The sequence below is a fragment of the Capnocytophaga sp. oral taxon 335 str. F0486 genome, from assembly GCF_000277665.1.
Taxonomy (GTDB): domain Bacteria; phylum Bacteroidota; class Bacteroidia; order Flavobacteriales; family Flavobacteriaceae; genus Capnocytophaga; species Capnocytophaga ochracea.
Map to the genome: position 1 here is coordinate 1 of NZ_AKFR01000024.1, position 19,784 is coordinate 19,784.

At 37.3% G+C, this 19,784-nt stretch carries 20 protein-coding genes; 9 read left to right on the top strand and 11 right to left on the bottom strand.

Annotated elements, in window-relative coordinates; all coding sequences use genetic code 11:
• From HMPREF1320_RS05245 to HMPREF1320_RS05260, 4 genes are all read left to right on the top strand, one after another.
• Window positions 1-343: IS30 family transposase (locus HMPREF1320_RS05245; RefSeq protein ID WP_009417300.1), on the top strand; the 343-nt coding region annotated here is incomplete at its 5' end.
• A gap of 341 nt (window positions 344-684) precedes the next feature.
• The gene (locus HMPREF1320_RS05250; RefSeq protein WP_002672015.1) at window positions 685-996 is read left to right on the top strand and encodes a hypothetical protein; all 312 of its coding nucleotides are present in this window, start codon (window positions 685-687) and stop codon (window positions 994-996) included.
• Between the two features lie 132 nt (window positions 997-1,128).
• A complete protein-coding gene (locus HMPREF1320_RS05255) occupies window positions 1,129-2,427 on the top strand; it encodes a TolC family protein (RefSeq protein ID WP_009417738.1) in 1,299 nt (432 codons plus the stop codon).
• 191 nt (window positions 2,428-2,618) lie between these two features.
• Complete coding sequence (locus HMPREF1320_RS05260) at window positions 2,619-3,845, top strand: alpha/beta hydrolase (RefSeq protein WP_009417730.1); 1,227 nt, start codon at window positions 2,619-2,621, stop codon at window positions 3,843-3,845.
• A gap of 106 nt (window positions 3,846-3,951) precedes the next feature.
• Here the strand turns inward: HMPREF1320_RS05260 and HMPREF1320_RS05265 are convergent, their stop codons facing one another.
• Together HMPREF1320_RS05265 and dnaA are read right to left on the bottom strand one after the other, a co-directional pair.
• The gene (locus HMPREF1320_RS05265; RefSeq protein ID WP_009417744.1) at window positions 3,952-5,124 is read right to left on the bottom strand and encodes an alanine dehydrogenase; all 1,173 of its coding nucleotides are present in this window, start codon (window positions 5,122-5,124) and stop codon (window positions 3,952-3,954) included.
• Window positions 5,124-6,545, bottom strand: a complete 1,422-nt coding sequence (gene dnaA / locus HMPREF1320_RS05270; RefSeq protein WP_009417739.1) for a chromosomal replication initiator protein DnaA — start codon at window positions 6,543-6,545, stop codon at window positions 5,124-5,126. Before dnaA ends, HMPREF1320_RS05265 begins: the two co-directional genes overlap by 1 nt.
• 201 nt (window positions 6,546-6,746) lie before the next feature.
• Here dnaA and HMPREF1320_RS05275 point away from each other — a divergent pair, with 201 nt between their 5' ends.
• On the top strand, window positions 6,747-7,163 hold the full coding sequence (locus HMPREF1320_RS05275) for an acyl-CoA thioesterase (RefSeq protein WP_009417733.1): 417 nt from the start codon (window positions 6,747-6,749) through the stop codon (window positions 7,161-7,163).
• A 97-nt stretch (window positions 7,164-7,260) separates the two neighbouring features.
• Here the strand turns inward: HMPREF1320_RS05275 and HMPREF1320_RS05280 are convergent, their stop codons facing one another.
• Both HMPREF1320_RS05280 and HMPREF1320_RS05285 read right to left on the bottom strand, forming a co-directional pair.
• The gene (locus HMPREF1320_RS05280) at window positions 7,261-8,088 is read right to left on the bottom strand and encodes a purine-nucleoside phosphorylase (RefSeq protein WP_009417762.1); all 828 of its coding nucleotides are present in this window, start codon (window positions 8,086-8,088) and stop codon (window positions 7,261-7,263) included.
• 117 nt (window positions 8,089-8,205) lie between these two features.
• Window positions 8,206-9,021: a M48 family metallopeptidase gene (locus HMPREF1320_RS05285; protein ID WP_009417753.1), complete on the bottom strand. Its 816-nt coding sequence runs from the start codon at window positions 9,019-9,021 to the stop codon at window positions 8,206-8,208.
• 740 nt (window positions 9,022-9,761) lie between these two features.
• On the opposite strand from HMPREF1320_RS05285, the gene HMPREF1320_RS05290 reads away from it, so the two are divergent.
• From HMPREF1320_RS05290 to HMPREF1320_RS05300, 3 genes are read left to right on the top strand one after another with little or no spacing between them, the layout of a single operon-like run.
• Window positions 9,762-11,021 (top strand): tetratricopeptide repeat protein, encoded by a 1,260-nt coding sequence (locus tag HMPREF1320_RS05290; protein ID WP_009417731.1) that lies wholly within the window; start codon window positions 9,762-9,764, stop codon window positions 11,019-11,021.
• Window positions 11,022-11,060: 39 nt separating this feature from the next.
• A complete protein-coding gene (gene truA / locus HMPREF1320_RS05295) occupies window positions 11,061-11,849 on the top strand; it encodes a tRNA pseudouridine(38-40) synthase TruA (protein ID WP_009417757.1) in 789 nt (262 codons plus the stop codon).
• A gap of 59 nt (window positions 11,850-11,908) precedes the next feature.
• The gene (locus HMPREF1320_RS05300; protein ID WP_009417721.1) at window positions 11,909-12,433 is read left to right on the top strand and encodes a hypothetical protein; all 525 of its coding nucleotides are present in this window, start codon (window positions 11,909-11,911) and stop codon (window positions 12,431-12,433) included.
• 56 nt (window positions 12,434-12,489) lie between these two features.
• Here HMPREF1320_RS05300 and rsmG read toward each other — a convergent pair whose 3' ends face one another.
• Window positions 12,490-13,107: a 16S rRNA (guanine(527)-N(7))-methyltransferase RsmG gene (rsmG, locus tag HMPREF1320_RS05305; RefSeq protein ID WP_009417728.1), complete on the bottom strand. Its 618-nt coding sequence runs from the start codon at window positions 13,105-13,107 to the stop codon at window positions 12,490-12,492.
• 46 nt (window positions 13,108-13,153) lie between these two features.
• Between rsmG and HMPREF1320_RS05310 the strand changes: the two genes are divergently transcribed.
• On the top strand, window positions 13,154-14,092 hold the full coding sequence (locus HMPREF1320_RS05310) for a DUF4421 family protein (RefSeq protein ID WP_232207530.1): 939 nt from the start codon (window positions 13,154-13,156) through the stop codon (window positions 14,090-14,092).
• Here the strand turns inward: HMPREF1320_RS05310 and HMPREF1320_RS05315 are convergent.
• The 6 genes from HMPREF1320_RS05315 to HMPREF1320_RS05340 all read right to left on the bottom strand — a co-directional run bounded on the left by HMPREF1320_RS05315 (window position 14,072) and on the right by HMPREF1320_RS05340 (window position 19,701).
• Window positions 14,072-15,223: a class I SAM-dependent methyltransferase gene (locus HMPREF1320_RS05315; RefSeq protein WP_034554200.1), complete on the bottom strand. Its 1,152-nt coding sequence runs from the start codon at window positions 15,221-15,223 to the stop codon at window positions 14,072-14,074. The two genes, HMPREF1320_RS05310 and HMPREF1320_RS05315, sit on opposite strands and share 21 nt — an antisense overlap.
• Window positions 15,224-15,254: 31 nt before the next feature.
• Window positions 15,255-16,343, bottom strand: a complete 1,089-nt coding sequence (corA, locus tag HMPREF1320_RS05320; RefSeq protein ID WP_009417725.1) for a magnesium/cobalt transporter CorA — start codon at window positions 16,341-16,343, stop codon at window positions 15,255-15,257.
• A gap of 236 nt (window positions 16,344-16,579) precedes the next feature.
• Window positions 16,580-17,209: a class I SAM-dependent methyltransferase gene (locus HMPREF1320_RS05325; protein WP_009417736.1), complete on the bottom strand. Its 630-nt coding sequence runs from the start codon at window positions 17,207-17,209 to the stop codon at window positions 16,580-16,582.
• Between the two features lie 15 nt (window positions 17,210-17,224).
• On the bottom strand, window positions 17,225-17,512 hold the full coding sequence (locus HMPREF1320_RS05330; protein WP_009417742.1) for a YciI family protein: 288 nt from the start codon (window positions 17,510-17,512) through the stop codon (window positions 17,225-17,227).
• Between the two features lie 34 nt (window positions 17,513-17,546).
• Window positions 17,547-18,224 carry an SDR family NAD(P)-dependent oxidoreductase gene (locus tag HMPREF1320_RS05335; RefSeq protein ID WP_009417729.1) on the bottom strand — a complete coding sequence of 226 codons (678 nt, stop codon included), beginning with the start codon at window positions 18,222-18,224 and terminating at the stop codon, window positions 17,547-17,549.
• Window position 18,225: 1 nt separating this feature from the next.
• Window positions 18,226-19,701: an SLC13 family permease gene (locus tag HMPREF1320_RS05340; RefSeq protein ID WP_009417755.1), complete on the bottom strand. Its 1,476-nt coding sequence runs from the start codon at window positions 19,699-19,701 to the stop codon at window positions 18,226-18,228.
• Window positions 19,702-19,784: the final 83 nt, after the last annotated feature.

Here is a 19,784-nt window from a genome sequence, read left to right on the forward strand (position 1 = left end):
GAAAGCTAAATCATTAGCAGATGAACTTATAGATATGACCTTGCCTTACAAAAACTATATAAAGACAATTACTGCTGACAATGGTAATGAATTTTCAGACTTTAAGCGAGTTGAAAAGAAATTGAACCTACAATTTTTCTTTGCTCATCCTTATAGTTCTTGGGAGCGAGGTCTTAGTGAACACACCAATGGTCTTGTACGGCAATACATACCAAAAAACACTGATTTTAAAGATATTACAGATAAAGAAATTAAAAAATATCAATATAAAATTAATAATAGACCAAGAAAAGTATTAGATTTTGAAAAACCTAAAGATTTATTCTATCAGAAAGTAATCTGAAAAATTGCACTTGATGGTGGAATGGGCGTTCTACGATAAATAATCTTTTTCTTTTGTTTATTAAAAAATAATACATACCTTTGCAGAGAAATCTCAAAAGGTACTTTTTCTACTTCTTATATAAAAGAAAAGAAAACTATATGGGGAAAACAATTTCCTATATAGAGAATTAAAAAAAACTATCTCAGTAAAACGTTTTCTCATATAGAAAACCAAAAAAACTATCTCGGGAAAATGATTTCATATGTTGGAAACTGAAAAAACTATCTTAGTAAAACGATTTCCTATATAGGAAACAAATAAAACAAGTAATTATTTCATAAAATTTAATTGACAATCTTATGGCAAAGAAAACTTACTCAACTAATTTAGTCGAATCACAAGTGATGATTGACGGGTTAAAAGGTCGTAATGACAAATTGCCTTTGGGCGTGAAAGCCGAAGACATTACCAAGCTTGAAGAACTCCGCAAGAAGATGGAAACGCTCAACAGCGAACAAGAAAAACTCAAAGCTGACCTCAAAACTAAGACTCAAGAGCTTAGTAAAACTATTACCGAAATAGAAAGTAAAGTATCTTTCATTAAAAAACTCATAAAAATTGATATTCCTCAAACACAATGGAAAGAATTTGGTATTGAGGACAAACGGTAAAAAGAAATACCTTGTTAGGCAGTGCGTCCCAACAAGGTATTTTTTGTAATGATAAATAGTTAAGAACGAATTACTTTGTATATATAATAATTCGGAAACTATACATAAAATCAACTTATTGAATAGAACAAAATGATGAAAAAGTTATTTTTTTTACTTTGTTTACTGCCTTTTTCAGTAGTAGCACAAAAACTGTGGACATTAAGCGACTGTATTCAGTATGCCAAAGAAAATAACCTATCTATTAAACAATCGGAAATAGATTTAAAAGCCACAGATATTGATAAAATGCAAGCCAAAGCAGGTTTCTTGCCCTCGGTGAATGGCAATGCATCTTATAACTTAAATGAGGGAAAAAATATCAATCCTGTAACCAATCAGTTTGAAAATGCTTTCTTTCAATCGGCATCAGGAGGAGTAAGCGTAGACCTTACTCTTTTTGCAGGACTACAAAATTGGCGCAAGTTACATCAGGCGGAACTTAATCGTATAGCTTCTCAATATCAGTTAGATAAAATGAAAGACGATATAGTACTGATGATTATCAATGCCTATGCTGAAGTGTTGAGCAATAAAGAACAAATCAAGAATTTGAAAGCACAGTTAGAAATTTCAAAGGAAAGTTTAACGCGCACCCGAGAACTTATTGGTGCAGGTTCTTTACCTAAAGGAGATATTTATGAAGCCGAAGCACAACTGCTCACACAAGAACAGCAAATAATAGCAACCGAAAACGCTCTCTTTATTGCCAAAATGGGTTTGGCACAATTACTTTTGTTAAAAAACTATCGAGATTTTGATATTGCAGATAGTGCTTTTGAGCAACCTTCTGCTGATATTCTCAATAAAACTCCTGAAGAGATTTATGAGCGTGCCAAAGAGGTAATGAGCGATGTAAAATTAGCCGAAGCGAATATGCAAGTAGCTCAAAATAGTTTGCGTTTATCACAATCAGCTTATTCACCGCGTCTTTCTGCTCAATGGGGTTATAGTTCACGATGGAGTAAGAATCAAACGCAAGATTTTTGGCAACAACTTGATGCTAATAAAGGTATGTATGCAGGGTTATCGCTTAATATTCCTATTTTTAACGGATTTTCAACTTTAGGAACTGTAAAACGCCAGCGATTAAATTTTCTAAAAAGTCAATTTGCTAAAGAACAAGCAGAACTTACTTCTGAGAAGAACATTTATCAAGCCTATAATGATGCTTCGAATGCTAAAAAGCTATATGAAGCAAGTGAAAAGACGGTACAAGCAAAACAACAGGCGTTTAGTTATGCGCAAGAGCGTCATAATGTAGGTTTAATGAATACTTTTGATTTTAGTCAAGCTAAATATCAGTATGAGAATGCTCAAAACGATTTTGTTAAAGCTAAATATCAATATATTTTTAAGCTAAAAGTATTAGAATATTATTTTAGTCATTAATACAAAGTCGATGTTTTTTTGCCCAACTTTGGTACTTTCGAACAAGCCTTATTAAAGATTATCTCAGATAAAGTACAAGCTTTAACTTTGTTGTTTACCTAAATATCTGACAATTGGAAAGGTGTAATCAAAGATGCTCGCAACGTTAAGTACAAAAGTCATAAAAAGTAAAATTACTAATTTATCTATATATGAAAAAATGCATACTATTCAGTGCTATAACCCTATTTGTTGTAGGGCTACAAGCACAAAACAAATTCAAAGTAACGCCTGATGAGGCACGTAATGGTTCGTATACTATTAGTCCTACTTTGCCTGAAGACGGAATGGTAAAAGCAGGCACGGTTCTTACACTCAAAGCAACTCCTGCCACTGGCTATATTTTTGATAGTGGCTATTACTCTTTACCAGAACAGTGGGGAGCTATGTTTTATGAACAATCTACACCTGAGTTCAAAGTGAAAGTAAACAAAGATATGAATGTAGGAGCTTGTTTTATACCTAAAAAAGCGGAAGCTAATCTGAAAGTAGTGCAAGATATTGTTTATGCTAAACCGGGAGTAAAACCGCTGAAATACGATGTATATAGTCTTAAAGGTAAGCAAAATCTACCTTGTATCGTAATTATTCACGGAGGTGGATGGAGCTCCAATACCGAATCGGTGATGAGAGGTTTGGCACGCGAACTAGCAAACAGTGGCAGATATGTGGTTTTCAACATTGATTACCGCTGGATAGACAAACTTGACGGAGATAGTACTCCTACTCAATTACATCAAATTATAGAAGATGTGTATGGTGCTTTGTTACACATTTCTGAAAACGCTGCTAAATACGGAGGCGATAGCAGTAAGTTATTCCTTACAGGCGATAGTGCGGGAGGACATTTATCGGCTTCAGCAGCGAATTTTGTAGAACGTATAGGCGATAGAGGTTTTAATAAAACGCAAGGTGTTTACGAATTTATGCCTACCTATATGCCTAAAGGGAAAACTGTGGCACAAGTGCGCAATGAATTGGCTAAAGCTATCAAAGCTGCTGCACCCAGCTATGGGGTATTTCGTTCTGAAATGCTTACCCATCGCTTTAAAGACTATCCTTATTTAAATGAAATTGCACCTATCAACAGTATTCCAGAGGCTTCTAAAAGAGCAGTACCCCAATTGTTGTTTAGAGGTTCAGAAGATGAACTTATAAAAGATGAAGAGGTCAAAGCTTACGAACGCGCCCTTTCCAAAGCCGGTCAGAGGGTGGAGTATATACAAGTAGGAGGTGCCAATCACGCTTTCTTCGATTGGAAACCTGATACTAAAACACAAGCAACTTTCAACAAATACGGCAAATACCACGCTCACGAAATGTTGTTGTTCTTTGATTCAGTATTAGAAGATCTTAACAAAACAGAAAATACAAATTAGAAAATAGAAAAAGGAAATTAGAAATAATAGCAAAATGTCCGAGAAGTTAACTCTATAACTTCTCGGACATTTTATTATCAAAGTATTAAGAAAACTTATTCTGTATCTATAAAAACAATAAATGTAAAGGTTTGTAAGGCAATCCGAACCACTCGGAGATGTTGTGATGAGTAATGATTCCGTGATAAGAATAGAGTCCGTTTCTAAAACCTTTGTCTATTTGTAAAAGGTTTTCTACACCTCCCTCCTCTCCTATTTTTAGTAAGTAAGGTAATAGGGTATTGCTGAGCAAAGTTGAAGCTGTATGAGCATAACGGGAAGGTAAATTAGGCACTCCACAATGTACTACTTCGTATTTTGTAAAGGTAAGTTGTTCTAAAGTGGTAAGCTTACTGGTTTCTATACAGCCCCCTATGCCAATACTAGCATCTACTATCACAGCACCACGCTTCATCTGTTGTACCATCTCTTCGGTTACTACTATGGGCGAGCGACATTCTCCACTCATAGCCCCTATAAGCACGTGGCAATGTGTTAAGGCTTCTCGGAGCAACTGAGGTTGCAAAGTAGCGGTATATACTGAGGAGGGCAAATGTGTACGCAGTTTTCTCAAATCGGTGAGAGAAGGAGCAAATATCTTTACATTGGCACCCAATCCTAAGGCAGTTTTGGCAGCAGCTTTGGTCAGTTCATTTGCTCCCAAAAGTACTACCTCAGTAGGCGGTATTCCGGTGATATTGCCGAGCAAGAGGCGGTTTTCTTCTGCAAGCAGTTCAGAGGCGGTGAGTACAGCTGCAATACCTGTGAGCTCATCAACCGACTGCTGTATAGGATGATTTTCTGCTTCGTCCTTTATATATTCAAAAGCTAAGGCAGTGATTTGCTTTTGTGCAAGCGTCTCGAAGTAAGTTTTATCTTGAGTGTTAAGTTGTAAAGCCGACAACAATACGGTTTGAGCATTAAAGTAAGCGAGTTCATCAGTAGTGGGTGGTTGAACTTTTAGCACAATAGGGCACGCGAATATTTCTTGGGTATCGTATACTATTTCGACACCTGCCTCACTATAGTCGGTATCGGAAAAATGAGCCTCCTCTCCTGCCCCAGCTTCTATTAGTATTTGATGTCCGTTAGCCACTAATACCGCTACTTCATCGGGAGTTAAGCAGAAGCGATGCTCCTGAAAGGTGTGCTCTTTGGGAAGCCCTATTTTCAAAGATTTTTGTTCATTGCTTACCGCTAATCGTTCTTCTTGTGGTAATAGTTGAGATAAGGATTCCATCAGTCAGAGAATTTAGTTTCCAAATCACTTACATATTTCTTGAATGCACGGTCGGTTTCTATTAGGTTTTCCACCGTTTTACAAGCGTGTAGCACTGTAGCGTGGTCGCGCTGTCCTATTTGGCTTCCAATAGTAGAAAGCGAATTTTTGGTGTATTTCTTCGAGAAAAACATCGCCAACTGTCGTGCTTGAACCACATTGCGCTTTCTAGTTTTTGAATGCAAGGATTCTATATCTAAGCCAAAGTAATCGGCGATGATTTGCTGAATATGGTCAATCGTCAAATCGTTTCGGTTATTCTTTACCGATTTATCAATAATGCTTTGTGCGAGTTCTATAGAGTACTCTTTGCGGTTGAAAGCTGCTTGTGCAATCAGTGAATTACTCACCCCTTCGAGTTCGCGCACATTGGTACGAATATTTTCAGCTAAATAAGCGATAATATCCTCACCTATTTCAGCGCCATCATTATAGAATTTATTTTCTAATATTTTATAGCGTGTTTCATAGTCGGGCGTTTGGAGTTCGGCTGAAAGCCCCCATTTGAAGCGAGAGAGCAAGCGCTGTTCGATATCGAATAAATCAACTGGTGCTTTATCGGAAGTGAGAATTACCTGTTTCCCATTTTGGTGCAGATGATTGAAGATGTGAAAGAAAGCATCTTGGGTTTTTACCTTCCCTGATAGGAACTGAATATCATCAACTATCAGCACATCGATGAGCTGATAGAAGTGTATAAAGTCGTTAAGTGTATTCTTATCTTTATCTTTGGCTGTGGAAGCACTGATAAACTGTTGGGTGAACTTTTCGGCAGAGACGTATAACACCTTCTTTTTAGGGTATTTTTCTTTGATATCTACCCCTATTGCGTGTGCCAAGTGGGTTTTACCTAAGCCTACTCCTCCGAAGATAAATAGCGGATTGAAAGCCGTACCCCCAGGTTTGTTGGCAACTGCCATACCTGCAGAGCGCGCTAAACGATTGGAAGCCCCCTCCACAAAGTTGTCGAAGTTCTGATGTAAGTTCAGCTGAGGATCAACAGTTATTTCGCGAATACCCGGTATTACGAAAGGATTTTTAAGTCCAGGGTCTTTGGTTTCAGTAGCTAAAGTCAAAGTCTGTTTTGCTAATTCCGGCCGATTAGTACTAGGAAGTTGTTCTTTAGTAAGAGGAGTATCGACAATATATACGAGGCGAGAGTTTACACCTAAGGTAAAAGTCATAGCTGATTTGAGAAGAGAAATATAATTTTCTTCTAACCACTCGCAAAAGAATTTACTGGGCACTTTGATTTTTAGGGTGTTGCCCTCTAATTCTACAGGTACGATAGGAGCGAACCAAGTGTTAAATGGTTGCTCAGTGATATTGTCTTTTATAAATTCAAGACACCTACTCCAGACTTTTTCAGCTGCTTCTTTCATCTTTTTTAGTGCTACTTTTTAGCTAAAAATTTGATTATTAGATTTTTTTACTAATTTTGCCGGTGATAAAACTGTTGTTTTTTCAGTGAGCAAAGTTGTGAATAATTTTTGAATAAAAAAAATATTTAACATTTGTTTTTGTACTTTTATTTTATATGGGAGCACTGTTAATATTTTGTTAATATTTATATCTATCTAAATATGAAAGAATTATATTTTGATTATGTATTGCGTACACGCTATGCAGAAACTGACCAAATGGGGGTAGTGTACTATGGGAATTATCCTCAGTATCTTGAATTGGGAAGAGTGGAGTGGCTAAGGTCTATTGGCTTTACCTATAAGGCGATGGAAGAAGAAGGAATAATGATGCCTGTGGTATCTCTGCAAATTCAGTATAAAAAGCCTGCTTTGTATGACGAGCTCATTACTATTCGTACCAAGTTAAAAGAATTACCCTCTACAAAAATAGAGTTTGACTATGAAATTCTCAATGAAAAAGGAGAATTACTCTCTACGGCTAATACTGTATTGGTGTTTGTAGATGCGAGGACTTTCAGACCGGTGCGTTGCCCTGAGAAGGTGCTAAAGCTTATAAAAGCAAAAAGTGAAGAGTAAGGAGTGAAAAGTAAATAATTTGGTAATTTAACTTTGCCAAAGGTTGTAGCACAACAAGCTATTGAAACTTTGGCAAAGTTTATACCACAACTAAAAACTATTGATAGCTTTTAATCAAATTCTTCACCAATAATATCACGTTTGGCATTGCGATATTAGCGGCGTTGAGTACTTCTTCGTGTGATACATCGGGGGAGATGTCGGGACCACCTAAGTCGGTGATGACTGAAAGAGCACACACTTCCATATTCTGATGACGTGCTACAATTACTTCGGGCACGGTACTCATACCTACGGCATCACCTCCTAAAATGCGCACCATACCATATTCGGCTGGGGTTTCAAAAGAAGGACCTTGCAAACCTACATACACTCCTTTTTGGAGCTTGATTTTATGTTTCTTAGCTATCTTTTCGAGCTCGGTTATCATAGCTTGGCTATAAGGCTTGCTCATATCGGGGAAGCGCGCACCAAATAGGTCTAAGTTCTTACCGCGTAGAGGGTGCTCAGGAAATAAATTGATATGGTCGCGAATAACCATTACATCACCTATTGAAAAGTTAGGGTTCACCCCTCCTGAAGCGTTAGAAACAATCAGACGTTTAATACCTAATTGTGCAAAAACGCGTATTGGGAAGGTTACTTCTTGCATTGTATATCCTTCGTAATAATGCACACGCCCTGCCATCATTAGCACATAGCGGTTTTCTATTTTACCGTAAATCAGTTTACCTTTGTGTCCTTCTACAGTAGATTTAGGGAAGTTAGGGATATTGTTGTATTTAATCTCAGAAATTACTTCTACTTCATCTTCTAACTTATTGAGTCCAGAACCTAAAATAATAGCAAATTCAGGAGTGTGCTCTGTGATGTACGACTGTATGATACGAGCCGTTTCATTAATTTTATCGTAAACTTGTTGCATATCTTTATAATGTTTTATTTGTTACCTATATTGGTGTGAATAATACTAAAATATTGACAACCTCTCCCTCTACTCCTTCAAAAGAGGAATCGTAGCGATGCTTATCATATCTTTTAGTTATTGAAAATGGGTGACTCCAAACTTAGCAGCTTCAGCACGTGCTTTGGGTACTAAGGCAGTGAGGTTTTTGATACGAGAGGCATCAGAAGGGTGGGTGCTTAAAATAGTAGGTGTAGATTTACCATTACTCTTGGCACTCATACGTTTCCACAATTCAGGAGCCTCAGCGGGGTCATAACCAGCAATTGCCATAATCTGGATACCTATGGCATCGGCTTCTGTTTCGTTAGAACGACTAAAGGGCAACATTACCCCTAAGTTAGACCCTAAGCCGTAAGCGAGCATAAACTGGTCGGTATAAGCAGCGTATTTGCTAGTTTGCAAGGCTACTGAACCTGCAATAGCACCTATTTGTTGTAAGGTAGCAGCACTCATACGTTGTGCTCCGTGGTCGGCTAAAGCGTGAGCCACCTCGTGCCCCATTACCACTGCCAAACCTGTTTCGGATTGTGTAATAGGTAAAATTCCCGTATAAACCACAATCTTCCCCCCTGGCATACACCAAGCATTTACCTCGGGACTATCTACCAAGTTATATTCCCAACGATAATCATCTAAATAGCCTTTATAACCATTGGTATCGAGCCATAGTTTGGCAGCTTTGGCTATACGTTCGCCTACTCGTTTCACCATAGCGGCATCGTTTGTATTTTTCACTACCTTATTAGATTTTAAAAAGGTGGAATACTCACTAAAAGCCATCGGAAATACCTGACTATTAGGCATAAAGTTAAGGGTACTCTTTCCTGTAAAAGGGTTTGTCTTACAAGAAAAGACAATTAAAAGGAATGCGATTAAAGTTAATTTCTTCATAAGATTTTATTTGAGGGCAAAGATACAAATAATAATCGGAAATACAATAGTAATACTTTATAAATTTTATTGTTAATGAAAAACAATAATATAATAGGTGAAAAGTATTCTTTTTACAGTGAGACTACGTGCCAGAAATCGAACAAATTCGTTTCAAAATTAAAAGAAAATGAAGGTTGATTAATACAAGTACTATATGACTTTGGAGAAGCTGAGAAAAAAATGCTAAAATTTCTAAAATAGGGCATATTTTTTTAAAATAAGACAACAAAATTCTTTTTCATCTTTTAGTGAATAGAAAATAATAATTAGTTGTATATCAGTTAGATATAAAATATACCTATCTTACCTTTTAGATGTATCTTAACCGAAGGAAGAGCGAACCTAAGACGAAGGAAAGACGAACAAAAGACGAAGGAAAGAGGTTACTAAGTTGAATCTCAATTGGTAGAAAGAGGTATCTACGTTATTGAGAAAAAAATCATAAAAACGTGATTTTGGCAAAAAAAATGCAATTTTTAGTGTGAGTAACTTTTGAGGAATGTTTATGAGAATTGAAGATAAGAAGATGTAACTTTCGAGGAACTTCAACGGACTAATTGTCAGAAGAATGCGGTTGGCACAAGTTTTGTTGCTAAATAAAAAGTTGATAATATTTGGTGCTTTAAAAATAAAGTGCTACATTTGCGACTTCAAATTAGTACATAAAACAAAAAACTGCGTTAAAATTGCAAAACAATATGAGAAAACCATTATTAATGGCTGCTGCCTTACTGATTTCGGCAGTGGCATTCGGACAAAAAAAAGAACTCAAAGAGATTGAAAAACAAATCCGTAAAGGAGATTTAGCAACTGCCAAAAGCGGATTAAGCTCCATTAAAGGTTCTATTGAGGGTACTGAATTTGCACCTCAGTTCTATTTCTTGGAAGCACAAGTGAATGTGGAGGCTGCCAAGAAAAATGAAAATGTATTGGCTTCGTTGCAAGCGGCTTCTTCAGCTTTTGCGAAAGTAAGACAATTAGAAGGAGGTAAAGGCAAATACACAAACCAGTTGCAAACTTTGGCTGATGAGGCTATTAATATTGCAGCTAAGCAAGCACAAGACAATTACGAGCGTAAAAACTACAAGAATGCTTCGGTTGCTTTTGAACAAGTATACCGCCTCAGTCCGCGTGATACTGTATTTTTGTACAATGCGGCAGTAGTATCGGTTGAAAATAAAGATTATGACAACGCTGTGAAACTTTATAAAGAGTTGAAAGACTTAGGTTATGACGGTGCTGAAACACTTTATTTGGCTACTAATAAACAAACTAAAAAAGAGGAAACTTTCCCTGATAAAAATCAGCGTGATTTGATGGTAAAAGCAGGTACTCACGAAAAAGCTAGAAATGAAAAAACGCCTTCAAAACGTGCTGACATCGTGAAGAATATTGCCTTTATTTACGTAGAGCAAAACAAGACTGATGAGGCACTAAAAGCTTTTGCAGAAGCAAGAAAAGCTTATCCTAAAGATGCTAACATCATTCTTGCTGAAGCGAATGTTTACTTGCAATTAGACAATAAAGAAAAATTCAAACAACTAATGCAAGAAGCTGCACAGCTTGACCCTAATAATGCTGATCTTCACTACAATATTGGGGTTATCAATATGCAACAAGGTAACAATATAGAGGCTCGTAAAGCTTTTGAACAAGCACTTAAAATTAAGCCTAAATATGCTGATGCTACTTTGAACCTTTCGACTACTTACATTAATGAAGGTAATGCTTTGGTTGAGCAAATGAATTCATTAGGCAATTCGGCTGCTGATACTAAGAAATTCAATGAACTTAGAGACCAAAAAGAAGCTTTGTTTAAAAAAGCTGCTGAAGTATTAGAAAGCTACGTGAAAGCCAATGGTAACGATAAAAATATCTTGGAACAACTAAAGAGCATTTATGGAGCTTTGAGCGACAGTGCTAACTTCCAACGTGTTAAAAAACTATTGGGTGAATAATAATTTAGTATAAGATGTTCGTTAAAAGGTAACAGAGTTATGCTCTGTTACCTTTTACTTTTTATAAAGATAAAAATGCGTTATTTTATAGAACTTTCTTTCTTTGGTAAAAACTATTACGGTTGGCAATCCCAGCCCAAAGCTATTTCAGTGCAAGAAGTTTTACAGAAGGCTCTTTCTACTCTTTTGCGAACGCCTATAGAAGTTGTGGGAGCAGGTCGCACTGATAGTGGTGTGCACGCTTCGCAGATGTATGCTCACTTTGATGTGATAGAAACGTTGCCCGCTAATCTGGTTCACAAGTTAAATGCTTTTCTTCCAAAAGATATAGCTGTTCATCATATATATGAAGTACAGCCTAATGCCCACGCCCGTTTTGACGCTTTGAAACGCACTTATCAGTACCATATTAGCACTCAAAAAGATGTTTTTGCTTACGATTATGCGATGGCATTTACTCTTCCGTTAAATGTAGCGCTTATGAATGAAGCGGCTCAAATACTTTTTGATTATACTGATTTTCAGTGCTTCTCTAAAACACATACCGATGTAAAGACATATAATTGCAAAATATACGAAGCGCATTGGGATAAGGTGGAGAAGCAACTTATTTTTACTATTACTGCCGACCGTTTCTTGCGCAATATGGTACGGGCGATTGTAGGAACACTTATAGATGTAGGCTTACAGAAACTTTCGCTTACAGATTTTGAAGATATTATCATCAGTAAGAAACGCAGTAAAGCAGGAGCTTCGGTTCCCGCTTGTGGGTTATATCTCACTCATATAGAATACCCCGAAAGTCTCTTTGTTGAAAAAAAGGATTAAATATTAGCATTATTCAAGAAGAATTACTACCTTTGCAAACTTTTAAAACAAAAACAGAAATGAAATATTTACAGAACAAATATTTAAAGATAGTTATAGCCGTGCTTATCATAGCGTGGGCGGTATATCAGTTCACACAGGGGAATATAGGAAATGGTATAGCGCTTATTTCGCTTTCTCTTATTCCTATTTTACTCTATTTTCGCAACGAATTTATACTTCTCACATTCTTACGTTTGCGCAAGCAAGACTTTGCAGGAATGGAAAAATGGCTCGGCAAAATAGCAGACCCTCAGACAGCTTTACTCCGCAAACAACAAGGCTATTACAACTATATGTACGGTATTATCTACTCGCAAAAGAACCTTACTCAAGCAGAAAAATACTTTCGTAAAGCCCTACAATTGGGACTTACGATGAGTTATGACATAGCGATGGCAAAATTGAGTTTGGCAGGTATTATGATGCAAAAGCGGAAAAAACGCGAAGCACAGGAACTCCTCACTGAGGCTAAAAAGCTAGATAAGCAAAACTTGATGAGCGACCAAATAAAGATGATGCAACAACAACTCAAGAAAATTTAAAGCATAAAAAAGGCTGTCATTTTAGACAGCCTTTTTTATGCTTTGGTTCTAATATTTTATCCCTTTAAATACACTATTTTCTTAGTCTCGAAGAAAGGTTCATCGTAATAACTACTGATATCAGTCAGTTCTGCCTTAGGGAAAGGTGCTAACTCCTCAGTAAGGTCACCGCCTTTTAAGTAAAGAATACCATTGGGGAGGTCGTTTTTAGAAGTCTTCTTAAACTTTCCTTTTACCCAAGGTACAAAGTCCTTCATTTGAGTAACGGCGCGACTTACCACAAAGTCGTAAGTATCTTTTAGTTCTTCGGCTCTTATCTGCATAGCCGTTACATTGGTGAGCCTTAAAGCTTTTACTACTTCTTGTACTACTTTTATTTTCTTCCCGATAGAATCGACCAATGTAAACTGACAGTTAGGGAACATTATAGCCAAAGGTATGCCAGGAAATCCTCCACCAGTACCGACATCTAATAGTACTGTGCCATCAACGAAATGAATGCGTTTAGCTATTGCCAAGCTATGCAACACGTGTCGTTCGTAGAAATCGTCTATATCTTTGCGCGAGATGACGTTTATTTGAGCATTCCACTTTTCGTACAGTGGTTTGAGCTCTGCAAATTGTTGTTGTTGCAACTCACTAAGTGAGGGAAAGTATTTGAGTATGATTTTCATAGTTGCTAAAAATGTATTACTTTTGCACCCGTTTTTATATATTATAATGAATTTACGAGCCTTATTATTGATTTTTTTGTGGGGAGGTTGCCTTTCGTTCTTTGCACAAGAGCGCGATACTACCTACATTCAACCTTATCCGCAAGAAATATGGCTCAGAGCATATACTCCTACCAAAATGCTCATACTTACGCAAGGGAAAGAGGCTTATTCACCCAACTACCCATTTAGTTTAGGAGTTGGAATAGGTTTGCGCAAGATATTAGGGCTTAACGTACTTTATGCACAGAACTTATTCCGACTAAAAAATGAAACAAATCTAAAAACTCGCAGTATTGATATACAAGCACATAAATACGGTAAACGCATACTTATAGATGCTTATTATCAAGACTATACAGGATTTTATATCGATAGAGGTAAAGGGAATTACACCCTCTTCCCTACCCTTTCTACCCAGCAAATAGGTGTAGAAAGCACTTACGTATGGCGTGCTGACAAGTTTTCGGCACGAGCTGCCTTTGAGCAAAGCGAACTCCAAGTGAAATCGGCGGGGAGTTTGCTTTTTGGCAGTGGTTTCTATTGGCATCGCATAGAGCCTGATGCTAACACAGAGAATGTAAGTAGCGAGGCTTTTGAGAATTTCCAAATAGGTTTTCACGTGGGCTATGGCTATTCGTGGGTAGCTGGCAAACACTGGTTACTTACAGGGGCATTTATCGGTGGATTGAATTTCGGTAACCAAATGGACATACTGCAACAGCTGAATATTAAGGTTTATCCTACTTCTGTGACACGCTTTTCGTTTGTATATCTGAAAGATGATTGGACTGTAGCCTTATCGGGAATTTTTAATAACAAGTCAGTTTATCCTACGGATAACAAACCTATTCGCTTGATTACTCCCCTCCCAGTGTACAACTATCGTTTACTAAGCATTTTTACCTCAAAAGAAAAAACTTTCTCACTCGATTACCTTCCCTAAAAGTACGACCAACCCCTCAACGGAACGGGTAAATATAAGATATTCATTACCACCTTCCACAATACGGTATTTCTTTTTAATTTCTGCTACCGATAACGGATAGTTTTTAGAGAGAATACAATATTTACTACCTTTTTTTAACTCTTTAGGATTGATAGGAGTTACCTGCAAAACACGTCCGGCAAAGGGCTTTTTTAGTTGCTTGGAAGTGTATAGATGGGTATTTACGTCCAACTTCTCTACCTCAAAATACTGCGTTATATAATTAAAAGCGCCTGATTTCAACAAAGCATTATTAGGGATATACAAGTATTGTTTAGGCGCACTATACACCACTTGAGAACTATGCAACACTTCTTCTGTAAATTGCAAAATAGGCTCTTCAGTCTCCAAATTCACACAATGTATTTGTACTTGCGTTTCTTTTTTAGGTTCTTGTACTACCAATACCTCCTTTACTTCATTGCGCAAGGCTACCAAATGAATATGTGTTATCTTGGGTAGCGTATGCAACAGATAACTAATATCTATCATAGGTGATAGTTTGGTAAGCACTTTATCTGCTTTTTGCAATAGTACAGACTGTAACTCTAAGATATTAGGTGAGAGGTCTTCTAAAAGAAACTTCTTTTGTTTGAGTGCGTCTCTACGAGCAGGATCGAGATAAATAAGGTTGTAATGTGCTGTTGTGGCTTTCAAAAAAGCTTCTGCGCTTCCATTTATAAATGTAGCCTTGCGCCCTAGAACCTGCCAATTATGTTCTACTTTACTGAGAAGTTCCTTATTTTGTTCTACCAACGTAACTTCTTTAAACTTCTCTGAAAGAAAAAATGCATCAATACCGAACCCACAAGTAAGATCTAAAAACCGTTCTCCGTGCAAGCCTTGTGCCTTGTACTGAGCGGTTGCCTCGGAGGAGGTTTGCTCTAAATTAAGTGTTGGAGGGAACAATATACCTTCCGTAGTAAGCAAAAAAGGAAGTTTTTTAGCTGCTGTACGCCTGCCTTCAATCTGTTGTGCTAATTCTTTGTTAGAAATGCCATTGAACATAGTTTTTTTAAGGAGCAATGTTGTAGTTGTCCCCTCGTATTCCCTGATAAAGCGTTGTACATTCTCGTCTAACAAATTCATAGCGCGCAAAGATAGTGTATTTTTACAAAAATCAAAGCCATTTTTTGCGTTTGAAGTAGAAAATCATTGTTACTGAAATACCTATCATCACCAACCATACTAACGGATATGCCCACCATACTTCTAATTCAGGCATATACTTGAAATTCATACCGTATACCCCCACAATAAAAGTGAGCGGAATAAAGATAGTAGAAATAAGGGTGAGCAAGCGCATAATGTTGTTCATTTTGTTACTCATTGCCCCCATATAGGTGTCAGTAAGTCCCCATAGAATATCGCGGTAGGTGCTGAGTGTTTCGACAATTTGCACCGTGTGGTCGTGGAGGTCACGGAAATAATGCTTAGTATCGATGTCGATAAGATGATGAGGGGTTTTCTCTATCTTGTTTACTACCTCACGCGAGGGCGTAATCGATTTTTGCAAAAAGATAGCACTCTTTCTCAGCAACTGGATTTCGGAAATCATATCTTCACGAGGGTGAATAATAATATCATCTTCAATGGTTTCAATCTTATCGCTTACTTTATCCAAAATCACAAAATAGTTGTCTACAATAGCATCTAAGAGTCCGAATAGCAAATAGTCAGCGGGGCGTTTGCGCAGACTGCTATCGGCGTTTTGTAAACGCTTGCGCACAGGGTCAAACACGTCTTCGTCTTCACTTTCTTGAAAAGTGATGAGGTAATTTTTGCCCAATAATAAAGCTAAGTGCTCTGAAATGAGTTGCTTATCTTTGCCGTAGTACAGCATTTTAATGATCACAAGAATATGTTCATCGAGGATTTCTACTTTAGGTCGGTGTTCGGTATCGAGTACGTCTTCCAAAAATAGGTTATCTAAATGAGTATAAGCACCTAACTTTTTTACTTCCTCAATATTGTTTAAGCCGTTTACATTCACCCACGTGATACGGCTATCGATTATAAATTTAAGAGCTTCCTCAGCCGAAGAGACTTTCTTTACCTCACAAGAATGCTCGTTATAGGCAAAGACTTCTATATTGAGAGGCTTCTCTTTATTACCGAAATACACCAGACTACCGGCAGGCAAACCTACCTTTTTGGAGCGATTTGCCTTGCGTTTCCTCTTGGTAGTAGAGACTATATTTTTACTCATATATAATTATTATATTAAAATATTGGTTATTAATATTCTATTAAAACATTTTAAAGCTAAAGTATAAGTATCATAACAAAAACGAAAGCATTAGTAAGCGTAATAAATGCTTGTTGCTTTTGTTTAAATTGGTGGTTAATATACTGATTATTAGATTATTTTTACATTTATATACATAGTAAATAGATACTTTATAGAATATATATTAAATAAAAGATTTATATTTTTATTATAAGTTACTTATATTCAGTAGTTATTAACTTGTAAAACACCCAACCTTGCGTTCTTTCTTCTTGTATTAAGGATAGTCCTACTGAGTTTAAAAATTGACTAAAATCTTCTGTTCTTTTTAGCTTAGGAAGGTAATAACTAATCTTTGCATATTCACAAGCAATGAGAAAAATGCCTTTGTCTGAAAGTATGCGTTTGACTTCCAAAAAAGCCTCTTTGAGGTCTTGCCAATGGAAGTGTGTTTGAAAAGCAGTTATCAAATCAAAAGTTTTATCACCAAATGAGGTATGCCGAATGTCCTCTAACTGAAAGATAGCTCTTGTATGAAGCTTCTTTGCTTCCTTAATAGCGATTTCGGATATTTCAATTCCCCAAACTTCACTATGAGGAAAATATTCAGTGAGTAGGACAGTTGATTTGCCATTTCCTACTCCTATATCTAATATTTTTCGTGGAGCTTCTGACGGTTTATAAAATCCTAATGCCCATTGTACCATTGGTATATAAACACGATTAAAAAGTTTCATCATTATTACACCTACAAAACCCGAAGGCTTTTTAGACTGCTGAATTAGGTAATAAAGCAGGAGTATTAAGATTGAGAAAGTAAGAGCTGTTAGAAAAATAATTTTCACTTGTTAATTGTGGTTTTAAGAGAGTACCTTACCGAACTCCTCAGAGAATTTGGTAGGAGTAAACTCAATGACCTGGTAGGTTGCTATTTGGTGCTGATAAAAAGGGTCTTGGGCAATGATAGCTTCTACCTCTCCCCTACTACCTGCCTTGCACAAAATTACCCCACCTACACGAGGTACTTGTGCTCCTGAAGCGACAAAATGTCCTGAAGCATAATGCTTATCTAAATAAGCGCGATGCGCTTCTAAATGTTTTTCAACCTCTGAAAGGTCTTTTTGATACGTTAAAATAATGATGTACATATTTTAGTTTATTAGTCGTTAGTTTTTAATTGTTTTATGGAGTTGTATTGGCTACTTGTACTACTTTTCCATTGAATACCTTACTACCATTAACGGCAAAATCGGCAATGTAGCGTGCCATTTGCTGTGGGGTGATATTAGCTTTATAATCAGGGAAGGCTTCAGTGAGCATTTCGGTCTGTACGGCTCCCAAGGCTAAGGTGTTGAAAATAATTCCACGTTCTTTATATTCTTCGGCTAAGAGCTCCGATAGGGTAATAAGAGCACCTTTAGAGGAGCTATACGCTGCCAAACCGCTAAACTTCAAACTCCCTTGCACACCTCCCATACTGCTGATACTTACCACGTGCGACCCATTCCTCATAAAAGGCAATACTTTCTGAGTGAGTTGTGCCACTCCGAATACATTTACCTTGTACACTTCTAAAAAGTCAGTTTCAGTAAGTTGTTCAAAGGGTTTGTTGATGAGTTTTCCTGCGTTATGAATGAGTATATCCACGCACTGCCATTGTTGCAAATAGGTGACTACCGTTTGTAGGTCTTCTGTCTTTGTAATATCAAAAGGGAAACAATGCACATTAGGCAATTGCAGTGCCTTTATAGAAGCAGTATGCCGCGAAAGGGCTAAAATATTATGCCCTTCCGCAGCCAACTGTTGTACCAGCGCAAAGCCTATCCCTCGACTGGCACCTGTTATGATGATGTTCTTCATATTACCCTAAGAGATGTGTTTCTCCTACAACATACAAAACAAGGTACCCTATCACCATACTGATAAGCCCTACGATAAGCCCCATTTTCAGCATATCATTCTGTTTTACTAAGCCTGTAGAGTACGCAATGGCATTCGGAGGCGTAGAAATAGGCAAACACATTGCTGATGATGCTGCTAGAGCTATCCCAATAAGCACTGTAGAGGTACCACCTATCGCGCTTAGGTTTTCTCCCATTCCTTCACAAATAGTTACCAAAATAGGAATTAATAAGGCTGCCGCAGCAGTATTGGAAATAAAGTTGCTGAGAAGATAACAAATAAGTCCTGAGGCAATCAATACTATTATAGGCGACCACGACCCAAATGGAATAGTATCAATAGCAAGTTTGGCTAAGCCCGATTCATTGATACCTAAACCTAAAGCGAATCCTCCCGCTACCATCCAAATAACGCTCCAATTGATGGACTGTAGGTCTTTGGCGGTAATCACACCTGTTGCTGCAAAAATACCCATTGGTACTAAGGCAACGGTATTGGCATCAATACCAGTTAGTTCACTGGGGAGTAGCCATAAAAGAATAGTAATGATAAAAGTGTCACTTACTACCCACATACGCCAACCTTGGTGTACTTTTCCTAAAATATGTAAGTTAATTGTTTTTTGAGTAAAAGGAAAGAATTTTAATATAAGTCGCCACGAGATGAAGAGTAACAAAAGTACCAATGGGAACATAAACGACATCCATTCGCCGAAATCAACGCCCATATTCAGTCCTTTTGGGTCGTTGAGAGCTTGCAGAGCAATAGCGTTAGGAGGTGTACCAATAGGAGTAGCCATACCGCCTAAGTTAGCGGCAATCGGGATACTCATCGTGAGTGCGGTACGTCCTTTGCCACTTGCAGGCAATGCTGCAAAAACAGGAGTAAGAAAAGTGAGCATCATAGCTGCCGTAGCGGTATTACTCACAAACATTGAGAAAATACCCGTAATGAGCAAGAAACCCAATAGCACATTCTCGCTTTTATTTCCGAACGGACGTATCAAATTTTTGGCAAGCAAGACGTCTAACCCCGATTTGGTAGCGGCAATAGCCAAGAAAAACCCACCTAAAAAGAGTATAATCACAGGGTTGGCAAAGGTAGCCATAATCTCTTTACTGCTGAGTAGTTTTCCGAAAATCTCGTTCTCTTCTCCTTTAAAGAAAAACAGACTGTGGTTAGAAACCGTTAAACACATTAGGGTGATGATACCCAGCGAAGTAGCCCACGAAGGGATAGCTTCACTAATCCACATTAAGGTAGCAAATACAAAAATAGCGATAATTCGCTGATGTACCACCGTTAGTCCGCTAATATGAAACACCTCCGTAGGTAAATTCCACACTACAGCGGTTACAATCACTATACATATCAAAGCGATAAGGTGTTTTTTTTCAAAGTGATTGGTCATTACATTTTCTAATTCTTTAGACATAATATTTTGGTAAGTTTAAAAAGTTATTTGCTATTTAACAAACGAATGACAAAGGTATAAAAAAAGAATAATCCACCAAAGAA

Excerpts from the sequence above, each read along its gene's own strand:
- rsmG (WP_009417728.1), bottom strand. The coding sequence starts at position 13,107 with ATGAAAATCATACTCAAATACTTTCCCTCACTTAGTGAGTTGCAACAA.
- HMPREF1320_RS05300 (WP_009417721.1), top strand. The coding sequence starts at position 11,909 with ATGAAATATTTACAGAACAAATATTTAAAGATAGTTATAGCCGTGCTT.
- HMPREF1320_RS05275 (WP_009417733.1), top strand. The coding sequence starts at position 6,747 with ATGAAAGAATTATATTTTGATTATGTATTGCGTACACGCTATGCAGAA.
- dnaA (WP_009417739.1), bottom strand. The coding sequence starts at position 6,545 with ATGAAAGAAGCAGCTGAAAAAGTCTGGAGTAGGTGTCTTGAATTTATA.
- HMPREF1320_RS05250 (WP_002672015.1), top strand. The coding sequence starts at position 685 with ATGGCAAAGAAAACTTACTCAACTAATTTAGTCGAATCACAAGTGATG.
- truA (WP_009417757.1), top strand. The coding sequence starts at position 11,061 with ATGCTCTGTTACCTTTTACTTTTTATAAAGATAAAAATGCGTTATTTT.
- HMPREF1320_RS05255 (WP_009417738.1), top strand. The coding sequence starts at position 1,129 with ATGATGAAAAAGTTATTTTTTTTACTTTGTTTACTGCCTTTTTCAGTA.
- HMPREF1320_RS05280 (WP_009417762.1), bottom strand. The coding sequence starts at position 8,088 with ATGCAACAAGTTTACGATAAAATTAATGAAACGGCTCGTATCATACAG.
- HMPREF1320_RS05290 (WP_009417731.1), top strand. The coding sequence starts at position 9,762 with ATGAGAAAACCATTATTAATGGCTGCTGCCTTACTGATTTCGGCAGTG.
- HMPREF1320_RS05335 (WP_009417729.1), bottom strand. The coding sequence starts at position 18,224 with ATGAAGAACATCATCATAACAGGTGCCAGTCGAGGGATAGGCTTTGCG.
- HMPREF1320_RS05340 (WP_009417755.1), bottom strand. The coding sequence starts at position 19,701 with ATGTCTAAAGAATTAGAAAATGTAATGACCAATCACTTTGAAAAAAAA.
- HMPREF1320_RS05285 (WP_009417753.1), bottom strand. The coding sequence starts at position 9,021 with ATGAAGAAATTAACTTTAATCGCATTCCTTTTAATTGTCTTTTCTTGT.
- HMPREF1320_RS05265 (WP_009417744.1), bottom strand. The coding sequence starts at position 5,124 with ATGGAATCCTTATCTCAACTATTACCACAAGAAGAACGATTAGCGGTA.
- HMPREF1320_RS05330 (WP_009417742.1), bottom strand. The coding sequence starts at position 17,512 with ATGTACATCATTATTTTAACGTATCAAAAAGACCTTTCAGAGGTTGAA.
- HMPREF1320_RS05315 (WP_034554200.1), bottom strand. The coding sequence starts at position 15,223 with ATGAATTTGTTAGACGAGAATGTACAACGCTTTATCAGGGAATACGAG.
- HMPREF1320_RS05310 (WP_232207530.1), top strand. The coding sequence starts at position 13,154 with ATGAATTTACGAGCCTTATTATTGATTTTTTTGTGGGGAGGTTGCCTT.
- HMPREF1320_RS05260 (WP_009417730.1), top strand. The coding sequence starts at position 2,619 with ATGAAAAAATGCATACTATTCAGTGCTATAACCCTATTTGTTGTAGGG.
- corA (WP_009417725.1), bottom strand. The coding sequence starts at position 16,343 with ATGAGTAAAAATATAGTCTCTACTACCAAGAGGAAACGCAAGGCAAAT.